The organism is Caulobacter sp. CCH9-E1 (assembly GCF_001556515.1).
GTDB lineage: Bacteria > Pseudomonadota > Alphaproteobacteria > Caulobacterales > Caulobacteraceae > Caulobacter.
The window spans coordinates 51,425-67,848 of record NZ_LSJA01000073.1 but is presented as its reverse complement, the minus strand read 5'-3'; the positions used below and the strand labels follow the sequence as shown (position 1 = coordinate 67,848).

The 16,424-nt window shown below is 68.4% G+C and carries 15 protein-coding genes; 8 read left to right on the top strand and 7 right to left on the bottom strand.

Annotated features, from left to right (window positions below):
* Positions 1-76 precede the first annotated feature (76 nt).
* Both hemN and AX690_RS03830 read right to left on the bottom strand, forming a co-directional pair.
* A complete protein-coding gene (gene hemN / locus AX690_RS03835) occupies positions 77-1,438 on the bottom strand; it encodes an oxygen-independent coproporphyrinogen III oxidase (RefSeq protein WP_066682528.1) in 1,362 nt (453 codons plus the stop codon).
* Positions 1,435-2,073 carry a helix-turn-helix domain-containing protein gene (locus AX690_RS03830; RefSeq protein WP_066682504.1) on the bottom strand — a complete coding sequence of 213 codons (639 nt, stop codon included), beginning with the start codon at positions 2,071-2,073 and terminating at the stop codon, positions 1,435-1,437. The genes hemN and AX690_RS03830 overlap by 4 nt, the downstream gene beginning before the upstream one ends.
* Positions 2,074-2,234: 161 nt before the next feature.
* On the opposite strand from AX690_RS03830, the gene AX690_RS03825 reads away from it, so the two are divergent.
* Positions 2,235-2,936 (top strand): Crp/Fnr family transcriptional regulator, encoded by a 702-nt coding sequence (locus tag AX690_RS03825; protein WP_066682501.1) that lies wholly within the window; start codon positions 2,235-2,237, stop codon positions 2,934-2,936.
* A gap of 62 nt (positions 2,937-2,998) precedes the next feature.
* Here the strand turns inward: AX690_RS03825 and AX690_RS03820 are convergent, their stop codons facing one another.
* Positions 2,999-3,445: a pseudoazurin gene (locus AX690_RS03820; protein WP_066682526.1), complete on the bottom strand. Its 447-nt coding sequence runs from the start codon at positions 3,443-3,445 to the stop codon at positions 2,999-3,001.
* Between the two features lie 198 nt (positions 3,446-3,643).
* Here AX690_RS03820 and AX690_RS03815 point away from each other — a divergent pair, with 198 nt between their 5' ends.
* Positions 3,644-5,884: an adenosylcobalamin-dependent ribonucleoside-diphosphate reductase gene (locus tag AX690_RS03815; protein WP_066682524.1), complete on the top strand. Its 2,241-nt coding sequence runs from the start codon at positions 3,644-3,646 to the stop codon at positions 5,882-5,884.
* An 81-nt stretch (positions 5,885-5,965) separates the two neighbouring features.
* Here AX690_RS03815 and AX690_RS03810 read toward each other — a convergent pair whose 3' ends face one another.
* Positions 5,966-7,138: a hypothetical protein gene (locus tag AX690_RS03810; protein WP_066682499.1), complete on the bottom strand. Its 1,173-nt coding sequence runs from the start codon at positions 7,136-7,138 to the stop codon at positions 5,966-5,968.
* Between the two features lie 69 nt (positions 7,139-7,207).
* Positions 7,208-8,236, bottom strand: coding sequence for a copper-containing nitrite reductase (gene nirK / locus AX690_RS03805; RefSeq protein WP_066682497.1), 1,029 nt, complete (start codon positions 8,234-8,236; stop codon positions 7,208-7,210).
* Between the two features lie 312 nt (positions 8,237-8,548).
* Here nirK and ric point away from each other — a divergent pair, with 312 nt between their 5' ends.
* On the top strand, positions 8,549-9,208 hold the full coding sequence (ric, locus tag AX690_RS03800) for an iron-sulfur cluster repair di-iron protein (RefSeq protein WP_066682495.1): 660 nt from the start codon (positions 8,549-8,551) through the stop codon (positions 9,206-9,208).
* Here the strand turns inward: ric and fixJ are convergent.
* Together fixJ and AX690_RS03790 are read right to left on the bottom strand one after the other, a co-directional pair.
* The gene (fixJ, locus tag AX690_RS03795; RefSeq protein WP_082769490.1) at positions 9,205-9,807 is read right to left on the bottom strand and encodes a response regulator FixJ; all 603 of its coding nucleotides are present in this window, start codon (positions 9,805-9,807) and stop codon (positions 9,205-9,207) included. The two genes, ric and fixJ, sit on opposite strands and share 4 nt — an antisense overlap.
* Complete coding sequence (locus tag AX690_RS03790; protein ID WP_231732109.1) at positions 9,800-11,290, bottom strand: PAS domain-containing sensor histidine kinase; 1,491 nt, start codon at positions 11,288-11,290, stop codon at positions 9,800-9,802. The genes fixJ and AX690_RS03790 overlap by 8 nt, the downstream gene beginning before the upstream one ends.
* 146 nt (positions 11,291-11,436) lie before the next feature.
* Here AX690_RS03790 and AX690_RS03785 point away from each other — a divergent pair, with 146 nt between their 5' ends.
* The 5 genes from AX690_RS03785 to AX690_RS03765 all read left to right on the top strand — a co-directional run bounded on the left by AX690_RS03785 (position 11,437) and on the right by AX690_RS03765 (position 16,422).
* Positions 11,437-12,126, top strand: a complete 690-nt coding sequence (locus tag AX690_RS03785; RefSeq protein WP_066682493.1) for an alternative oxidase — start codon at positions 11,437-11,439, stop codon at positions 12,124-12,126.
* Between the two features lie 26 nt (positions 12,127-12,152).
* The gene (locus AX690_RS03780; RefSeq protein WP_066682491.1) at positions 12,153-12,566 is read left to right on the top strand and encodes a response regulator; all 414 of its coding nucleotides are present in this window, start codon (positions 12,153-12,155) and stop codon (positions 12,564-12,566) included.
* A gap of 13 nt (positions 12,567-12,579) precedes the next feature.
* The gene (locus AX690_RS03775; RefSeq protein ID WP_066682489.1) at positions 12,580-13,752 is read left to right on the top strand and encodes an NnrS family protein; all 1,173 of its coding nucleotides are present in this window, start codon (positions 12,580-12,582) and stop codon (positions 13,750-13,752) included.
* Positions 13,753-13,818: 66 nt separating this feature from the next.
* Positions 13,819-14,241, top strand: coding sequence for a DUF2946 family protein (locus AX690_RS03770; protein ID WP_066682487.1), 423 nt, complete (start codon positions 13,819-13,821; stop codon positions 14,239-14,241).
* 114 nt (positions 14,242-14,355) lie between these two features.
* On the top strand, positions 14,356-16,422 hold the full coding sequence (locus tag AX690_RS03765; protein ID WP_066682485.1) for a TonB-dependent receptor: 2,067 nt from the start codon (positions 14,356-14,358) through the stop codon (positions 16,420-16,422).
* The last annotated feature ends 2 nt before the right edge of the window (positions 16,423-16,424 follow it).

Genomic DNA, 16,424 nt, shown 5'->3' with positions numbered 1-16,424 from the left:
CCGTCCCATTCGGCGTTTGGGATCACGATGACGACCGGAAGGTCCGCGGACGTTGCTCGGGAGCAACCTCGCCCGATCAGACCGCCTTGGCGTGGCGCGTGGCGACCGCCGGCAGCCGCGCGTCGAAGGCGGCGGCGACCACACGCATCAGGCGGCGGGCGGGCTCGGGGATCGAGATCACCGCGCCGTCGCGGACGCAGAGGCCGGCCCGTTGCAGGGCGTCGGTCTCGGTCAACTCGGCGTCCAGATGATCCTCGGCCACGTCATGCTCGCGACAGATGGCGGCGACATCCACGCGCATGTCGCACATCAGTCGCTCGATCACCGCCGCCCGAAGGCGGTCCTCGGCGTCGACGGCCAGGGCTCGGTTCAGCGGCAGCTCGCCGCGCGCGATGGCGCCGGACCACTGGTCGGTCGGCACGTGGTTGCCGACGAATCCTTCTCGGAACTGGCCGATCGACGACGGCCCAATCGGAATAAGCACTGGTGCGGGATCGTCCGTATAGCCCTGGAAATTCCGCCGGAGGCGTCCTTCCGCCGCCGCGCGGGCCAGCGTGTCGTCCGGCAAGGCGTAGTGGTCGAGGCCGATGCGGACATAGCCCGCCTCTGTCAGCGCCGCGTCCGCGGCCTCTGCCTGGGCCCAGCGACCATCCAGGTCGGCGAGATCGGCCTCGCGGATCATGGTCTGGTGCTTCTTCATCCACGGCACGTGGGCGTAGCCGAACACGGCTACCCGATCGGGCCGAAGCTGGACCGCAAGGCGAGCCGACTCATGGACGTTCGCCGGGGTCTGGCCGGGCAGGCCGTACATCAGGTCGAAGTTCAGCCCTTTGACGCCGACGGCGCGCAGCCGCTCGGTCGCACGGGCGACATGGTCGTAGGGCTGGATGCGATTGACCAGAGCCTGCACGGTCGGATCGAAGGTCTGGACGCCTAGACTGACGCGATTGACGCCCACGGCGCCGGCCGCGTCGACAAAGGCCTCGGACAGCATGCCCGGGTCCAGCTCTGCGGCGATCTCGGCGCCCAGGCGCGGGCGGAAGACGGTCTTCAGCCGCGTGACCAGGGCGGCGAAGTCCTCGGGGCTGAGCGCGTTCGGGCTGCCGCCGCCGAAGTGCAGGTGCGCCAGACCATCGTGCTCGCCAAGGCGCGCGGCGACCAGGTCGACCTCGCGCATCAAGGTCTCGAAGAAGGTTCCGACGCGCTCGTAGGTGTGAGCGATGGAGGTATGGCAGCCGCAGTACCAGCACAGGCGCCGACAGAATGGCACGTGGACATAGACCGACAGCCGGTCCTCGGCGCGGGTGCGGGCGAACCAGTCCTGGGCGTGGAGCGCCTGCTCGGCGTCAAAGGCCAGCGAGGTCGGATAGCTGGTATAGCGGGGGAGGTTCCGTTCGGCGTGCTGGCGCTGGGCCGGGGTCAGGACCGAAGGGGTCATGCGCATAGTCCTAGAAGCTCGTCCTGCCGACGCAGACGCACGCGGCGCGAGGCGCGCGCATCGATCAGCCCCTGGTCCTGAAGCTGCGACAGCGTGCGGGAGACGGTGTGGATGGTCAGGCCCAGATAGTCGGCGATGTCCTGGCGGGTCATCGGCAGATCGAACTCGTCGTCCGCGTCGAAGCGCTGGGCGAAGTCGATCAGGAAGGCGGCGACGCGTTCGACGGCGCCCAACCGCGCCAGCATGGCTGCGTGGTTCTGGCTGCGTTGCAGTCCGCTAGACGCGATCGACAGCAGGCGCTGGCCCAGCAAGGGATCGTGGGCCGACAGGCGGCGCAGCGTGGCGACCGGAATGGCCAGCAGGATCACGTCGGTCATGCCCTCGGCGGAGCAGGCATGTTCGCCGCCCGCCTCCAGCCCCAGGACGTCGCCGGGAACGTGGAAGTCGCAGACGTGACGGCGGCCGTCGCCCAGCAGGCGATAGGTCCGCACCGCGCCCGACAGCAGCTGGTAGACGGTGTCGACCGTCTCGCCCTGGGCGAAGATCTCCTCGCCCGGCGCCCGGCGAACGCTGACCCCGGCGGGGACCAGCGTCTGGGCGGGCTGCGGATCGAACTTGGCGAAGGCGAGGGTCATGGGCGGCCCGACGGCTGAGGCTTGTATCGCCTTGAGCCTTAGCAACCAGCCCGGTCCCGCCGTTATTCGGGAAATCGCCCTAGGTAGAATTCCGGGATTAAGCTGGGGCCCGGCCGAGCTTAGGGGTGACGTCAGCATTTCACCCAAGCCACACGTCTCTCATGGTCGCCACCATCCCTCCCTATAGTCTTCGTCTTCGCGGCGCCGACATGTTCGGCCATCTGGACGAGATCGCGGCCGCCGACGTTCTCGGGGCCGGAACCGTTCGGCCGCTGGTCGCCGGGCGCGTCGTCTTCAGCCAGGGCGATCCCGGCTCGACCTGCCACACGCTGCTGGAAGGCCGGATCAAGATCGTCCAGGCGCGTCCCGAGGGCAGCCAGTCGGTGATCCGCTTCATCGGGCCGGGCGAGATGTACGGCACCGTCGCGGCCCTGATGGGCAAGCCGTTCCCGGCTGACGCCGTGGCGGTGGTCGATAGCCTCGAGATCTACTGGACCGTCGCGGCCATGCGTCAGCTGATGGCGCGCTATCCCGAGATCGCCATGGGCTCGGCCGCCTCGGCCGGGCATCGCCTGTTCGAACTGCAGGATCGGGTCGGCGAAATGGCTGGCGAGAAGGTCGAGCAGCGCATCGCCCGCACGCTGTTGCGCCTGGTGCAGCAGGCCGGCCGCAAGACCGACGGAGGGATCGAGATCGACTTCCCGATCACTCGCCAGGAGCTGGCCGAGATGGCTGGCTCGACCCTGCACACGGTCAGCCGGACGCTGGCGGCCTGGGACGAGCGCGGCGTCACCGCCAGCGCGCGCCGCCGCATCATCGTGCGCCGGCTGGACATGCTGACGAACCTCGCCGAGGCGGGCTGACCCTTTCAATCGACGCAAAGACAAAGCGCCGCCGCTCCGAGAGCGACGGCGCTTTGGCGTGCTCACTTGATCGCGGCGAATTCGGCGGTCAGGCGCTTCTTGGCCATGGTCGGCGCGGTGGCGATGGCGGCTTCGGCCTGGGCGGCGTTCGGCTTGCCGTCGCCGACCTTGGCTACGAAGGTCATGCCCATCGCCCAGTGCGGCATGCACTTGAAGCCATAGACGCCCGACTTGGCGACCTTCACCACGACTTCCTTGCCGATCAAGCCCTTCACCGGCGCGACACCGGCAGGCCACATGCCGGGGATCGTCTCGACGTTATGGCCAGGGTCGGTCGGGATGAAGCGGATGGTGTCGCCCACCTTCAGCTTGGCGTTCGCCGGCTCGAACACCATTGCGCCCTGCGAGCCTTGGTTCAGCATCTTGACCTGCAGTTCGGCCGCGCCTGCGGTCCCGGCGATCGCCACCGCGCCGATCATGGCCCCGGCGACGAGAACGGACTTCAACATCTTCACTCACCTTTGTCTGGGGACGGGCGAACCGCCCGCTCGTCGCCACCGATAGACCGGGTGAGACTCGGAGACCTTGCTCCAGAGCAAGCGAATGCGAATTCCGCACGGACCATCGTGATCCTTACCTTGTCGATCGACAATTCCGTGTCGGCGCGAATCCGCCAGCCTCCTGGTCTTTGGAACAGGAGCCGGATGATGGCCTTCGACATTCCCCTGGCCGCGGAGCTATGGGCCGCGAAATATCGCTTCGCGCCGGACGCCGGCGGCGGCGACGCCTCGGTCGAGGACAGCTGGCGCCGCGTGGCGGAAGCGATCGCGGAGGCCGAACCCATCGAGGCTCGCGAGGCTTGGCGGGGGAAGTTCCTCGACGCTCTGGGCGACTTCCAGTTCATGCCGGCCGGCCGCATCTTCGCCGGGGCCGGGACGGGGAGGGCGGTCACCCTGTTCAACTGCTTCGTCATGGGAACCTTGCCCGACGACCTGCCCGGCATCTTCGAGCATTTGCGCGAGGCGGCGGTGACCCTGCAGCAGGGCGGCGGCGTCGGCATGGACTTCTCGACCATCCGTCCGTCCGGCGCGCCGGTGCGCGGCGTCGGGGCCGACGCCTCGGGCCCTCTGAGCTTCATGGACGTCTGGGACTCGATGTGCCGAACGATCCTGTCGGCCGGCCAGCGGCGCGGGGCGATGATGGGCTGCCTGCGCATCGACCACCCCGACATCGAGGCCTTCATCGACGCCAAGCGCGAGCCGACGCGCCTGCGCAACTTCAACCTCTCGGTCTTGGTCACCGACGCCTTCCTGGAGGCCCTGGCGGCCGACGCCGACTGGCCGCTGGTGTTCGGCGGCGAGGTGTTCAGGACGGTTCGGGCCAGCGACTTGTGGCGGCGGCTGATGACGGCGACCTACGCCTATGCCGAGCCGGGCGTGATCTTCGTCGACCGGGTCAACGCCCGGAACAATCTGGCCGATTGCGAGACGATCAGCGCCTCCAACCCCTGCGGCGAACAGATGCTGCCGCCCTACGGCGCCTGCCTGCTCGGCTCGATCAACCTGGCTCGACTGGTGGCTGCGCCCTTCTCCGATGGCGCGGCGCTCGACGAGGAGAAGCTCGCGGAACTGACCCACGTCGCGATCCGATTCCTGGACGACGTGATCGACGTCTCGCGCTTCCCGTTGGAGGCCCAGGCGGAAGAGGCGCGCGCCAAGCGGCGCCTCGGTTTGGGCGTCACGGGTCTCGCCGACGCCCTGATCTTCTGCGGCCAGCGCTATGGCTCGGAAGAAGCGGCGGAGACGACCAGGCGCTGGCTGGGGATCATCAAGCGCGAGGCCTACCGCGCCTCCGCCGCCCTGGCCGCCGAGAAGGGGCCCTATCCGCTCTGGGACCCTTGTGTGCTGGATCGGCCGAACCTGCTCGAGCTCGATGAGGAAACCCGCGCGCTGATCGCCAAGCACGGCCTGCGCAACGGCTGCCTGACCTCCATCGCGCCGACGGGCACCACCTCGCTGGTGGCTGGCAACGTCTCGTCCGGCGTCGAGCCGGTCTTCGCCTACGCCTATAACCGCAAGGTCCGCCAGCCCGACGGCTCGACCAGGCAGGAGGCGGTCGAGGACTACGCCCTGACGGTCTGGAAGCGGCTGCACGGCGACGCCGGGCCGCCGGCGGACGTCTTCGTCTCGGCCCAGACCCTGACGCCGCGCGAGCACCTGGTCATGCAGGCGGCGGCCCAGTCCATGATCGACAGCTCGATCTCCAAGACCGTCAACTGCCCGGCCGACATCGCCTTCGACGCCTTTTGCGACGTCTATCTCGAAGGCTGGCGGATGGGGTGCAAGGGCCTGACGACCTATCGGCCCAACGCCGTCACCGGCTCCGTCCTGTCGGTGGATGCGCCGCCAGCCGAACAGCCGCCGACACCGGAAGCTTCCCGCGACGACACGCCGCTGATCGCCCGCGAGGAGGCCCTCAGCGGCATGACCTACAAGATCAAATGGCCGCACAGCGCTCACGCCGTCTACGTGACGGTCAACGACGCGGTCGTCGACGGCCAGCGGCGGCCGTTCGAGATCTTCGTCAACTCCAAGAACATGGAGCACTATGCCTGGACCCTGGCCCTGACCCGGATGATCTCTGCGGTGTTCCGGCGCGGCGGCGACGTCGGCTTCGTGGCCGAGGAACTGAAGGCGGTGTTCGACCCGCAAGGCGGCGCCTGGCTGTCGGGACGTTACGTGCCCTCGCTGCTGGCGGCGATCGGCGGCGTTGTCGAGCGGCATCTGCGCCAGGACCTCGCGGCGCCCGCGCCGAGGATCGCCGAGCCCGTCGAACCCCAGGCCGACGCGCCGCGTCCCGCCGTCTGTCCGCGCTGCGCCAGCCCCGCTTTGATCCGCAAGGAAGGCTGCGACACTTGCACCGACTGCGGCTACTCCAAGTGCGGCTAGAGCCCACGAAAAGGGCCCGCTTGCGCGGGCCCTTCCTCCTTCCCAGCTTTCGTGAACTCAGAGCTTGAAGTCGAGGCTGGCTCACGCCCGCGTCGCGTCGGGATAGGCCGGGCTTTGCGTCTCGAACCGGGCCACGCCCAGCTCGAACGTCCACCCCTTGGCAATGGGCGTGGAGACGACGACGTCGACCTCGCGCCCTAGGTTCTGGGACCCGACGGTGGTGTCGAAGTCGTGGGCTTCGCCGGTCAGCTTCAGCGGTTGCTTGACGCCGATGGTCGTCGTTCCGCGCAGGAAGGCGTCGCGCACGCCCTTGGCCGGCGTCGCGCCGATCACGTCCGACAGGCCCTGGAAGCCATGCAGCGAAGCCAGCGGCGTCTGGAAGGCGTTGACGCCATCGCCCTGCAGTCGTTCCAGGTTCGCCGAGATCGCCGACCTGGCGGTCTTCAGGCCCAGGGACGCGGCGTCATAGTTCAGCGAGAAATTCCGCGGGTTGCTCTTCCAGTCGACCTGATGGGCGTGCTCCAGCTCCCAGGTCCCGCTGAGGCCCGGCCGTAGGGCGTGGGCGCCGGCCAGCCGGGCGCCGAAGGTTTTCGAGGACTGGGTCGGGGCGTTGTCGAGATCCAGCAGGAGCGCGTAGGCGGTTCCCTTGCCGAGCGCGCCGAGGTCGGCTTCCGCCTGCAGCATGTGAACGTCGCCGCGCCAGACGCCTTGCGACGACTTGCGCCCCAGCGGCCGGCGCACGCGGTCGGCATAGGCGTAGGTCAGGGTCACGCTCTTGGCCGGTTTAGCGGTCAGCTTGACGGCGTCGAAGGTCTGCTCGTTCTGCCGCCAGCCGCTGTTGCCGACGAAGCGGGCGTTGCCGAGGATGATGCGTTGCCGGCCGACATCGACGCCCAGGGCGGCGGTCGGCCGCCACTCCAGAGCAGCCCGGTTCAACTCGACGGTCTCGGGGTCGGTTATGGTCGCTTTTCCGGGCTTGGCGTGGACCCCGTCGGCATAGTCGTCGACCAGGGCGCCGACGGCTTCCATCTCGATCAGAGCGGTCAGGCTCTTGGCCAGCGGCTGGCGCCAGCCGAGACGCAGGCGCATCGTGACAGCCTCGGCGTCCGGGCCATCGGGATCATAGAGCTCATAGCGGGTGCGCGCCTCGAGCAGGAGCTGGCCGGTGCGCGTGGGCGCTTCGGCGGCGCGGGCGGACGCGGCGAAGGCGAGCGCGCTCACGCCCGCGAGCGCCAGCAGGACATGCTGTCTCATGGATCAATCTATTGTCTGTCAGAGAAGAAAAAGGGGCGGCGAACGCTCGCCGCCCCTGGGGACATCGCCTTAGTGGCCGCCGCCCTTGTGCGGGTTCGGCGGGGCGTTGAAGACCTCGGGATTGGCGGGGCCCTCGACGGTCAGGATGCCGGCGCCGCCGCGCTCCAGGCGGCTCAGGGCGTGGTCGACCAGGATGTAGTTGCCGGGCACTTCCAGCTTGAAGTCGACGACGGTGGCGCCGCCGGGCGCGACGGTGACCGTCTGGACGTCCTTGATCGGGGTGCTAGTCAGCGAGCCGTACGGATAGACGTGGTCGAAGATCTCGCCGATCACGTGGAAGCTGGAGGTCTTGTTGGGGCCGCCGACGCCGAAGAAGATCCGGACCGTCTCGCCGACCTTGGCGTGCAGGGCCTTGTCGCCGGTCAGCGCCTTGAAGCCGCCGTTGAAGATGTAGAATTCCGGCTGCTCGTTCAGGAGCTTCTCGATGCTTTCGTTCAGCAGGCCCTTCGAGCCCATGGCCTCGTCGGTATAGACCTCGCCCTGCATGACGTAGAACTCGTGGTCGACCTTGGGCAGGCCTTCCTCGGGCTCGACCAGGATCGCGCCATACATGCCGTTGGCGATGTGCTCGGCCACCATCGGGGTGGCGCAGTGATAGACATAGAGACCCGGCGCAATCGCCTTGAAGGTGAAGGTCTGCGTTTCCCCCGGCGCGGCCATGGTGGCGACGCCGCCGCCGCCGGGACCGGTGACGGCGTGGAAGTCGACATTGTGCATGTGCTCGCTGTCGGCGGCGTTCTTCAGCGAGACCTCGACGGTGTCGCCGACCCGGACGCGGACCATCGGCCCCGGCACCTTGCCGTTGAAGGTCCAGAACTTGAAGCTGGCGCCGTCGGCCAGCTTGCCGACCACTTCCTGAGTGACCAGGTCGACCTTCACCGTGGCGGGGGCGCGACGGGCGATCGGCGGCGGCAGGTCGGTGGCCAGACGGACGGTGTCGGCGACGGCGGGAGCCGGAGCATCCGGCGTGGCGCCAATGGCGGCGGTCCCGGTCAGGGCTAGGGCCGCGGCGGTGGCGAAAAGAGCGAGGGCTTTCATATTCCTATCCTCCGACGCCCGAACGGCGCCGATGGACGGGACAGGTAGACCTCCGAGCATCCCGATCTTTGTGCATGGACAACCTGCGCCGGGCGTGGCGGATCATCCGACGGATCCGCCGAAATCGACGCAAAACCCAAGCAGCGCGGCCTTTCCCGTGCATTGGAAGTCCGCGTCGAGCCGCCATGGCGACGCTTCCTTAAGTAGGCGCGGAACGCCGGTCTCGCGACGTTCGACGTTCGCGCGAACTTGGCGCGGCGCAACGTTCTCCGCCCTGGGCCGATCTAGTCAGGCGGCAGAGGAGAGCCTGTCATGGACATCACCACCGCCCGTTCCCTTCGCGACCAGACCGTTCGCGATATCGCCATCGGCCGCCCAGGGGCGACCGCGATCTTCCGCCGCCACAAGATCGACTACTGCTGTGGAGGCGACGCATCGCTCGCGGAGGCCGCCGAGGGGCGCCGGGTCGATCTTGCGGGTCTCATCGCGCAATTGGACGCCCTGGACCGGACCGAGGCGGCGGCGCCCGCCGAGACCGGAGCCCTGATCGACCACCTGCTGGAGCGATACCACCAGGTCCACCGCCGGCAGTTTCCGGAGGCCATCTTCCTGGCGGCGCGGGTGGAGAGCGTGCACGGCGATCGACCCGACTGTCCGACGGGGATCGCCCAGCACCTGGCCTTCATGTTCGACGACCTGGAGGCGCATCACCAGAAGGAGGAGATGATCCTGTTTCCAATGATGCGGCGCGGCGAGCTCCGCCTGGGCGCTCCGATCTCCCGCATGGAGGCCGAGCACGAGGACGTCATCGAACAACTGACCGGCCTGGCTCGCCTGACCAACGACTTCGCGTCGCCCGAAAACGCCTGCGGAACCTGGCGCGCGCTCTACGCCCTCTGCCAGGAGATCGACGCCGATCTGCGCGATCACATGCACCTGGAGAACAACGTGCTCTTCCGGCGTTTTGGCTAGCCTCTGACCGAGAGCGCCATGCGCACCAGTTCGGACAGGCTGCGGGCCTGCATCTTGGTCATCAGGTTGGCGCGGTAGATCTCGACCGTGCGCGGACTGATGCCCAGGTCGAAGGCGATGATCTTGTTGGCCTTGCCGTCGACCAAGCCCTCGAGAACGTCGCGCTCGCGAGGGGACAGCGCGGCGATGCGCTGGCGCGTCGTGGCCAAAGCCTCGTCCTGTTCGCTCTGCGCCTTGCCCTTCTCGAGCGCCGCGCGCAGAGCCTGCAGCAGCAGGTCCTCGTCGAACGGTTTTTCGATGAAGTCGAACACGCCGGCCTTCATCGCCTCGATGGCCAGCGGTACGTCGGCGTGGCCGGTCATGACGATGATCGGCGCGCGATAGTCCAGCTCCTTGAGCTTGCGGACCATCTGGATGCCGTTCATCTGCGGCATGCGCACGTCAGAGAGCACGCAGCCGCCGTCCTCGGGCAGGTCCTCCAGGAAGGCGACCGCCGACTCGAAGATGCGATACGGGATCCGGTTCACCTGCAGCAGGAAGGCCAGGGAATCGCGCATGGCCGCATCGTCGTCGATGATGTGAACGACAGCCTCACTCAAGGTCGATCTCTCCTTCGACGAGCTTCAGGGTGAACTTGAACGTCGCGCCCCCGCCCGACGTGGGCTCGACCCACAGCCGGCCGCCGTGGGCCTCGATGATGGTGCGCGAGATCGACAGGCCAACGCCCATGCCGTCCCGCTTGGTGGTCATGAAAGGCGCGAAGAGATTGTCGGCGATCTCGGGCGCGATGCCCGGCCCGGTGTCGGCGACGGTCATTAGCGCCTGGTCGTCCAGGCGGCCGACGCTGATGGTCAATTCGCGGCGCGGACTGGCTTCCATGGCGTCGACGGCGTTGCGGACCAGGTTGACGATGACCTGCTGCACCTGAACGCGGTCGGCCAGCACCTGTTCACCGCCCGCGCCATGGTCGAGGCGCACATCGACGCCCACCTCGCGCACCCCGATCAGGGCCAGGGCCACCGCTTCCTCGACCATGCGGTTGAGGTCCTCGACCTGCTTTTCGGTCTCGCCCCGCGCGACGAAGTCGCGGAGCCGGCGGATGATCGAGCCCGCGCGCAAGGCCTGCTCGCCCGCCCGCTCCAGGGCCGCGCCCAGCAGGTCGCGATCGATTTCCGGCGCTTCCAGCAGGCGGCGACCGCCTTTCAGATAGTTGGTCAGCGCCGACAGCGGCTGGTTGATCTCGTGGGCCAGGGCCGAGGCCATCTCGCCCATCGAGGTCAGGCGCGCGATGTGGACCAGCTCGTTCTGCAGTTCCTGAAGCCGCGCCTGACTGCGCTGCGCCTCCGTCAGGTCGCGCACGAAGCCCGTGAAAAACCGGCCATGCCGGGCCCGGATTTCCCCGACCGACAGCTCCATCGGAAAGGTCGAGCCGTCCTTGCGCTCGCCGATCACCACGCGGCCCAGACCGATGATCCGGCGTTCCCCGGTCTCGTAGTACCGGCTCAGATAGCCGTCGTGCGCCGATCGGTAGGGCTCGGGCATCAGACGGCTGACGTTCTGGCCGGTGATCTCCGCCGCGGTCCAGCCGAACAAGCGCTCGGCTGTGGAACTGAACGAGACGACGCGGCCGGCGTCGTCGATCAGCACCATCGCGTCCGGCACGGTGTCGAGGATCGACGCCAGACGCGCTTCGCGGACCAGGAGGTCCTCGGTCACCGCCTCGGTGCGCCGACGCGCGATCCGAAAGCGCTCGCCGCCGAAGCTGATCGCGACGCAAACGGCGACGTAAAGGACCGCGCCGGCCCAGTCGCCGAGGTCCAGCCCATCGCCGCGAGTGCTCAGCGCCAGCAGGCTGACAAGACCCAGCGCGCAGGCGACGAGCCCGCCGTACAGGCCGCGAAACGCGGCCGCGGCGACGACGGCGGGGAAAAAGAAGAGATAGAGGCCGCGATCGCCGAGCAACGGCTCAAACAGCAGGCGGGTGGCCGTGCCGATGACCACCAGCCCGACCGCGATGCCAATGGCCATGCCCCATTCCCGCATGGGGTCCGGACGGCCCTTCAGGAACTCGTCGATGGTCATCGCTCCGCGCTAGTTCCCTTGGGCGCCGCCGGCCACTCAGGGATTCTCCTTAGGATCAGACCAGAATGTCTGGGTCAGGCGGGCGGCGGTATCAAGCGCCTCATCGGCGGCCAGGGGGTCGCCAGAGGATGAAAAGGCGAAAAGCCATGACCGCTCCGCACATTGATCTCGACGTTCACCACCAGCCGAAGGGCGTTTCGGACGTTGTCGCCTTCGGCTTCGTGAAGGCCCTGCGCTTCTGCGCCGACACCTTCTTCGCCAAGCGCTACGGCCACCGCGCGGTGGTCCTGGAGACCGTCGCCGCCGTGCCGGGCATGGTCGGCGCCACGCTGAACCACCTGAAGTGCCTGCGCCGGATGGAAGGCGACAAGGGCTGGATCAAGACCCTGATGGACGAGGCCGAGAACGAGCGCATGCACCTGATGACCTTCATCGAGGTGGCCAAGCCGACCCTGTTCGAGCGCGTCGTCGTCGTCGCGGCGCAGTGGGTGTTCTACCTGTTCTTCTTCGGTCTTTACCTGATCTCCTCGAAGACCGCTCACCGGGTGGTCGGCTACTTCGAGGAAGAGGCGGTGATCAGCTACACCCACTACCTCGCCGAGATCGACGAAGGCCGCAGCGCCAATGTCGCCGCGCCCCAGATCGCCCTCGACTACTGGAACCTGCCGGCCGGCGCCACGCTGCGCGACGTGGTCGAGGTGGTCCGCGCCGACGAGGCCCACCACCGCGATGTGAACCACGGCTTCGCCAACGAATTGTGCGGCCTGCCCGTCGGCGATGTCGCGCCATGCCCGCCGCACGTCGTGCTGGAGCCGAACTGGAAGGCGGCCGCCTAGACCCGCGGTCAAGAAGGACCAGGATCGTGTCCCAAGCCCCTCCCGTCCGCGCGCCCCGTGTCCTGGTCCTCGACCAGGACACGGCGGTTCGCCAGGCGCTCTGCTTCTCGCTGGGCCTGGAGGGGTACGGCGTCGAGCCGTTCGGCGACGCCGAAAGCTTCGTCAACCGGCTGCACGCCGGCGGCGCAGACGCCGTGATCATCGGCCACGCGCCTCCAGCGATCGCCGGACTCGCGCTGGCTAGAGCCGCTCGGCAGGCCAAGGACGGCCTCGCGATCCTGATGACCGCGACCCACCCCACCGCGGATTTGCGCCGCGCCGTCCGGTTGGGAGGGGTGACGCTGATCGAAAAGCCGCTGATGGGCGACGCCCTGCTGCAGGCGCTCGAGGCGGCTCTGCGCGGAGTTGTCGACGCGCAACGACCCAGCCTCGACCGCTAACCAGAGTCTCGCCATGAGCACCGCCCAACAACGCCGCGCCTATGCCGGCCCCGCCCTGTTCAGTTACGGGTTCAGGCCGTTCTTCTTGTCCGGCGCGATCTGGTCGGCCCTGTCCGTGCCGTTGTGGATCGGGTCTCTGTTCGGCGGCCAGACGGTGGCCGGACATCTCGACTGGCACGTCCACGAGATGCTGTTCGGCGTGCTCGGCGCGATCCTGACGGGCTTTCTGACCACCGCCATTCCCAACTGGACCGGGCGCATGCCGGTGATCGGCGCGAAGCTGGCGGCGCTCTGGTCGCTGTGGCTGGCGGGGCGTCTCGCCATGCTGGTCCAGGTGTTCGTCGGCCCGATCGCGGCCTGGATCGACTCCGCCTTCCTTGTCGTCTTCGCCGCCGTCGTCTGGCGCGAGGTGCTGTCGGGCAGGAACTGGCGCAACCTGCCGATCTGCCTGCTGACGGCCCTGATGGCCGCCGCAAACATCGCCTTCCACCTGGACGCCGCCTTTGGTCTGCAAGGCCTGGGGACGCGGATCGCGCTCGCCGCGGCCGCCGCCATGCTGGCCCTGATCGGCGGTCGCATCACGCCCAGCTTCACCCAGAACTGGCTGCGCCAGCGCGGCGAGGCCAAGCTGCCGCCGCCGTTCGGAGCCTTCGATAAGATCGCCGTGATCAGCGCGGCTGTCGCGGCCCTGAGCTGGGCGGTCGCGCCCGGACAAGCGGTGGCCGGCGTGCTGCTGATCGCCGCCGGGGGCGTGAACCTGGCGCGCCTGACCCGCTGGCGCGGAAACAGGACGATGGCCGAGCCGCTGCTGTCGATCCTGCACCTCAGCTATGGGTGGTTGGGCCTTGGTCTGCTGCTGCTGGGCGCCAGCGTCCTGTCGCCGCTGGTCCCGCGTCCGGCCGGCGTCCACGCCCTGTCGGCCGGCGCCATCGGCGTCACCTGCCTGGCGGTCATGTGCCGCGCCAGCCGAGGCCACACCGGCCGGCCGCTGAGCGCCGACCAGGCCACCGTGGCGATCTTCATCGCGATCAATCTGGCCGCCCTGCTGCGTGTGACCGCCGCTTTCATCCCCGAGTATCAGGCCGGCCTTCTGACGCTGGCCGCCTTGTGCTGGACCCTGGCCTATGGCGGTTTCGCGGTCGCCTATGGCCCCATGCTCGTCGGACCGCGTCCCGGCCACGCCTGAGGGCCCGAGCCCTTAAGGACCACCCCCGTAGAAGACACGCCGCCGCATTTGCCCTAAAGCGCCGCCGTGACCCTCTGGAGCCCCATCGCCAAACAGCTGAAGCGCGACGCCCTTCTGGCGCTCGCGATGCTGGCGGTCACGCTCAAGATCATGGTCCCCGCCGGCTTCATGCCGGACGCCCAGCCGCGCAATGGCCTTCCCTTCGCCTTGGTGCTCTGCACCGGCGACGGCGCCAAGGTCGTCCAGCCGGGAGAAGCGCTGGGCCATGGGCGGGGCGAGGACCACGGCGGCAAGTCCGTCCATGACGCTCCCTGCCCCTTCGCCGTCCAAGCCGCCGGAGCTCCGCCGCCCAGCCTGTTCGTCGTCGCGGGGGCCGGCGCGGTTCGCTATGTCGTCCTTCCTATCCCAGCGTCTCCGGCGACCGCGCCTGGACGCGGCCTCGCCGCGCCGCCTCCGCCCCCCACGGGGCCGCCTGTCTTTCTGATCTGACCGACCTCCTCCGAGGCCATTCGCGCGCCCGCGCCGTCTACTTGTCCACGGGCAAAGACGAGCGCGCGCGCCTGTCCAGACTAGACGCAGATCAATACGACAAGGCTCGCTTCCATGTCTCTCCGCCTTACGCTTCTCAGCGCCGCCGCCCTGCTGTTGGCCACGCCCGCCCTGGCCGAAACTACGGCCTCCGCGCCATCCCCGCCTGCTTCCCCAGTCGCCGAGGACGCCGCCAACACGCGTGACGGCGTGTCCTTCACCGTCGGCGAAGTGCTGATCACCGCCGCCGGCGCGGCCGGCTCGGCCAAGACGCTGCTGACCTCGGTCGACCGCCTCGGCGGCGACGTCGCTCAGGCCGCCAATGTCGACTACGCCTGGGAGCTGATCGGCAAGATGCCCGGCGTCCTGGTCACCGACTTCAACCAGGGGACCACCAGCGGCAAGTTCTCGTTCCGCGGCTTCAACGGCGAAGGCGAGATCAACGCGGTCAAGCTGCTGATCGACGGCGCGCCGTCCAATGGCAATGACGGCAACATGCCGTATCTCGACATGGTCTTCCCGCTGGACATCGCCGGGGTCGAGGTGGTGCGCGGGGCCAGCGATCCCCGCTATGGCCTGCACGCCATCGCCGGCTCGGCCAACATCCTGACCCGCGTCGGCGGGACCTATCTTGACGCCAAGGTCCTGGCCGGCGCCTACGCCACCTATGACGGCCAGGTCTCGGCCGGCTACGAGCGCGGCGACGTCAGCCAGAACTATCTCGTCGCCTATCGCCAGGCCGACGGCTATCGCGACCACGGCGCGCTGGATCGCCTGAGCCTGGCGGGCAAGTGGTTCTATCAACCCAGCGACGCCCTGCGCGCGGGGCTGATCGCCCGCTACTACAAGGGCAACGCCGACGAGCCCGGCTATCTGACCCAAGCCCAGGCGACCGCCGCGCCGCGCTCGACCAACGCCTACAACCGCACCGACGGCGACAAGCGGACCATGGGGCAGTACAGCCTGCACCTCGACTGGACGCCGACGGCCGCCCTGTCGTGGTCGAACTCGCTGTATCTGAACACGCTGCGCGACGACCGCTATGTGAAGTATTCGGTCGGCGCCAGCCAGCAGCGCCGCTACGCTGACGAGGATCACTGGGGCGCGATGACCGCGCTTCGCTACGAGCCCCAAGTGGCGGCCCTGTCGCGCCTGGTGTTCGAAGTCGGCGGCGACGTCCAGCGGCAGGACAACATCTCGCTGCGCTACAACACCGTCGAGCGGGTCGTCACCACTCAGACCCGCGACCAGAAGTTCGACCTCACGGTCGGCGGGATCTACGTGCAAAGCGTCATCGAGCCCACCCCCTGGCTGACCCTGACTCCGGCCTGGCGGATCGACTGGGTCGATGGCCGCTTCCTCAATCGAATGAACGGCAAGGCCTCGCCGGTGAACGACTACGGCGCCATCCAGCAGCCGAAGTTCAGCCTGGCCGTGCGCCCCGCCGAGGGGGTCACGGTCTACGGCAACTGGGGCAAGAGCTTCCAGATCGGCGTGGGCTCGGGCGCCTATCTGATCCCCCCTCGGACGACCGATCTGAAGCCGTCGATCAACGAGGGGTGGGAAGCCGGCGTCCGCTACGCGCCGACCGACGCCTTCACCGCTCGCCTGGCGGTCTGGGGGCAGACGGCGACTGGTGAGTTGAAGCGCAAGTTGAACGACCCCGGCGGCGACTTCGACAACCTGGGCGCCACCAAGCGCGAGGGCGTGGACCTGCAGGTGGACGCCAAGCTGGGCTCGCGTCTGGCGATCTGGGGCGCCGCAGCCTGGCAGCGCGCGCGGATCAAGACCCCGGATCCCGCCACGCCCAATCTCGTTGGCAACAGGATCGACCACGTTCCGGAGCGGATGTTCTCCGGCGGCGTCGACCTGAAGGCGAGCCAGAGCCTGACCCTGTCGGCGTCGGTCTCGGGTCAAAGCGCCTACGAGCTGACGACCAGCAACGACCATGGCCGCTTTGGCGACTATGTCTCGGTCGATCTCGACGCGGCCTATCGCGTCAGTCCGCGCCTGGAATTGCGGCTCCAGCTCAAGAACCTGACCGGCGCCGATCGCGAATACGTCTGGTGGGACGGCGCCCAGACCCTGCATAGCCCCGGAGAGGGTCGCGCGGCCTACGTCTCGGCCCGCGTCCGATACTGAGC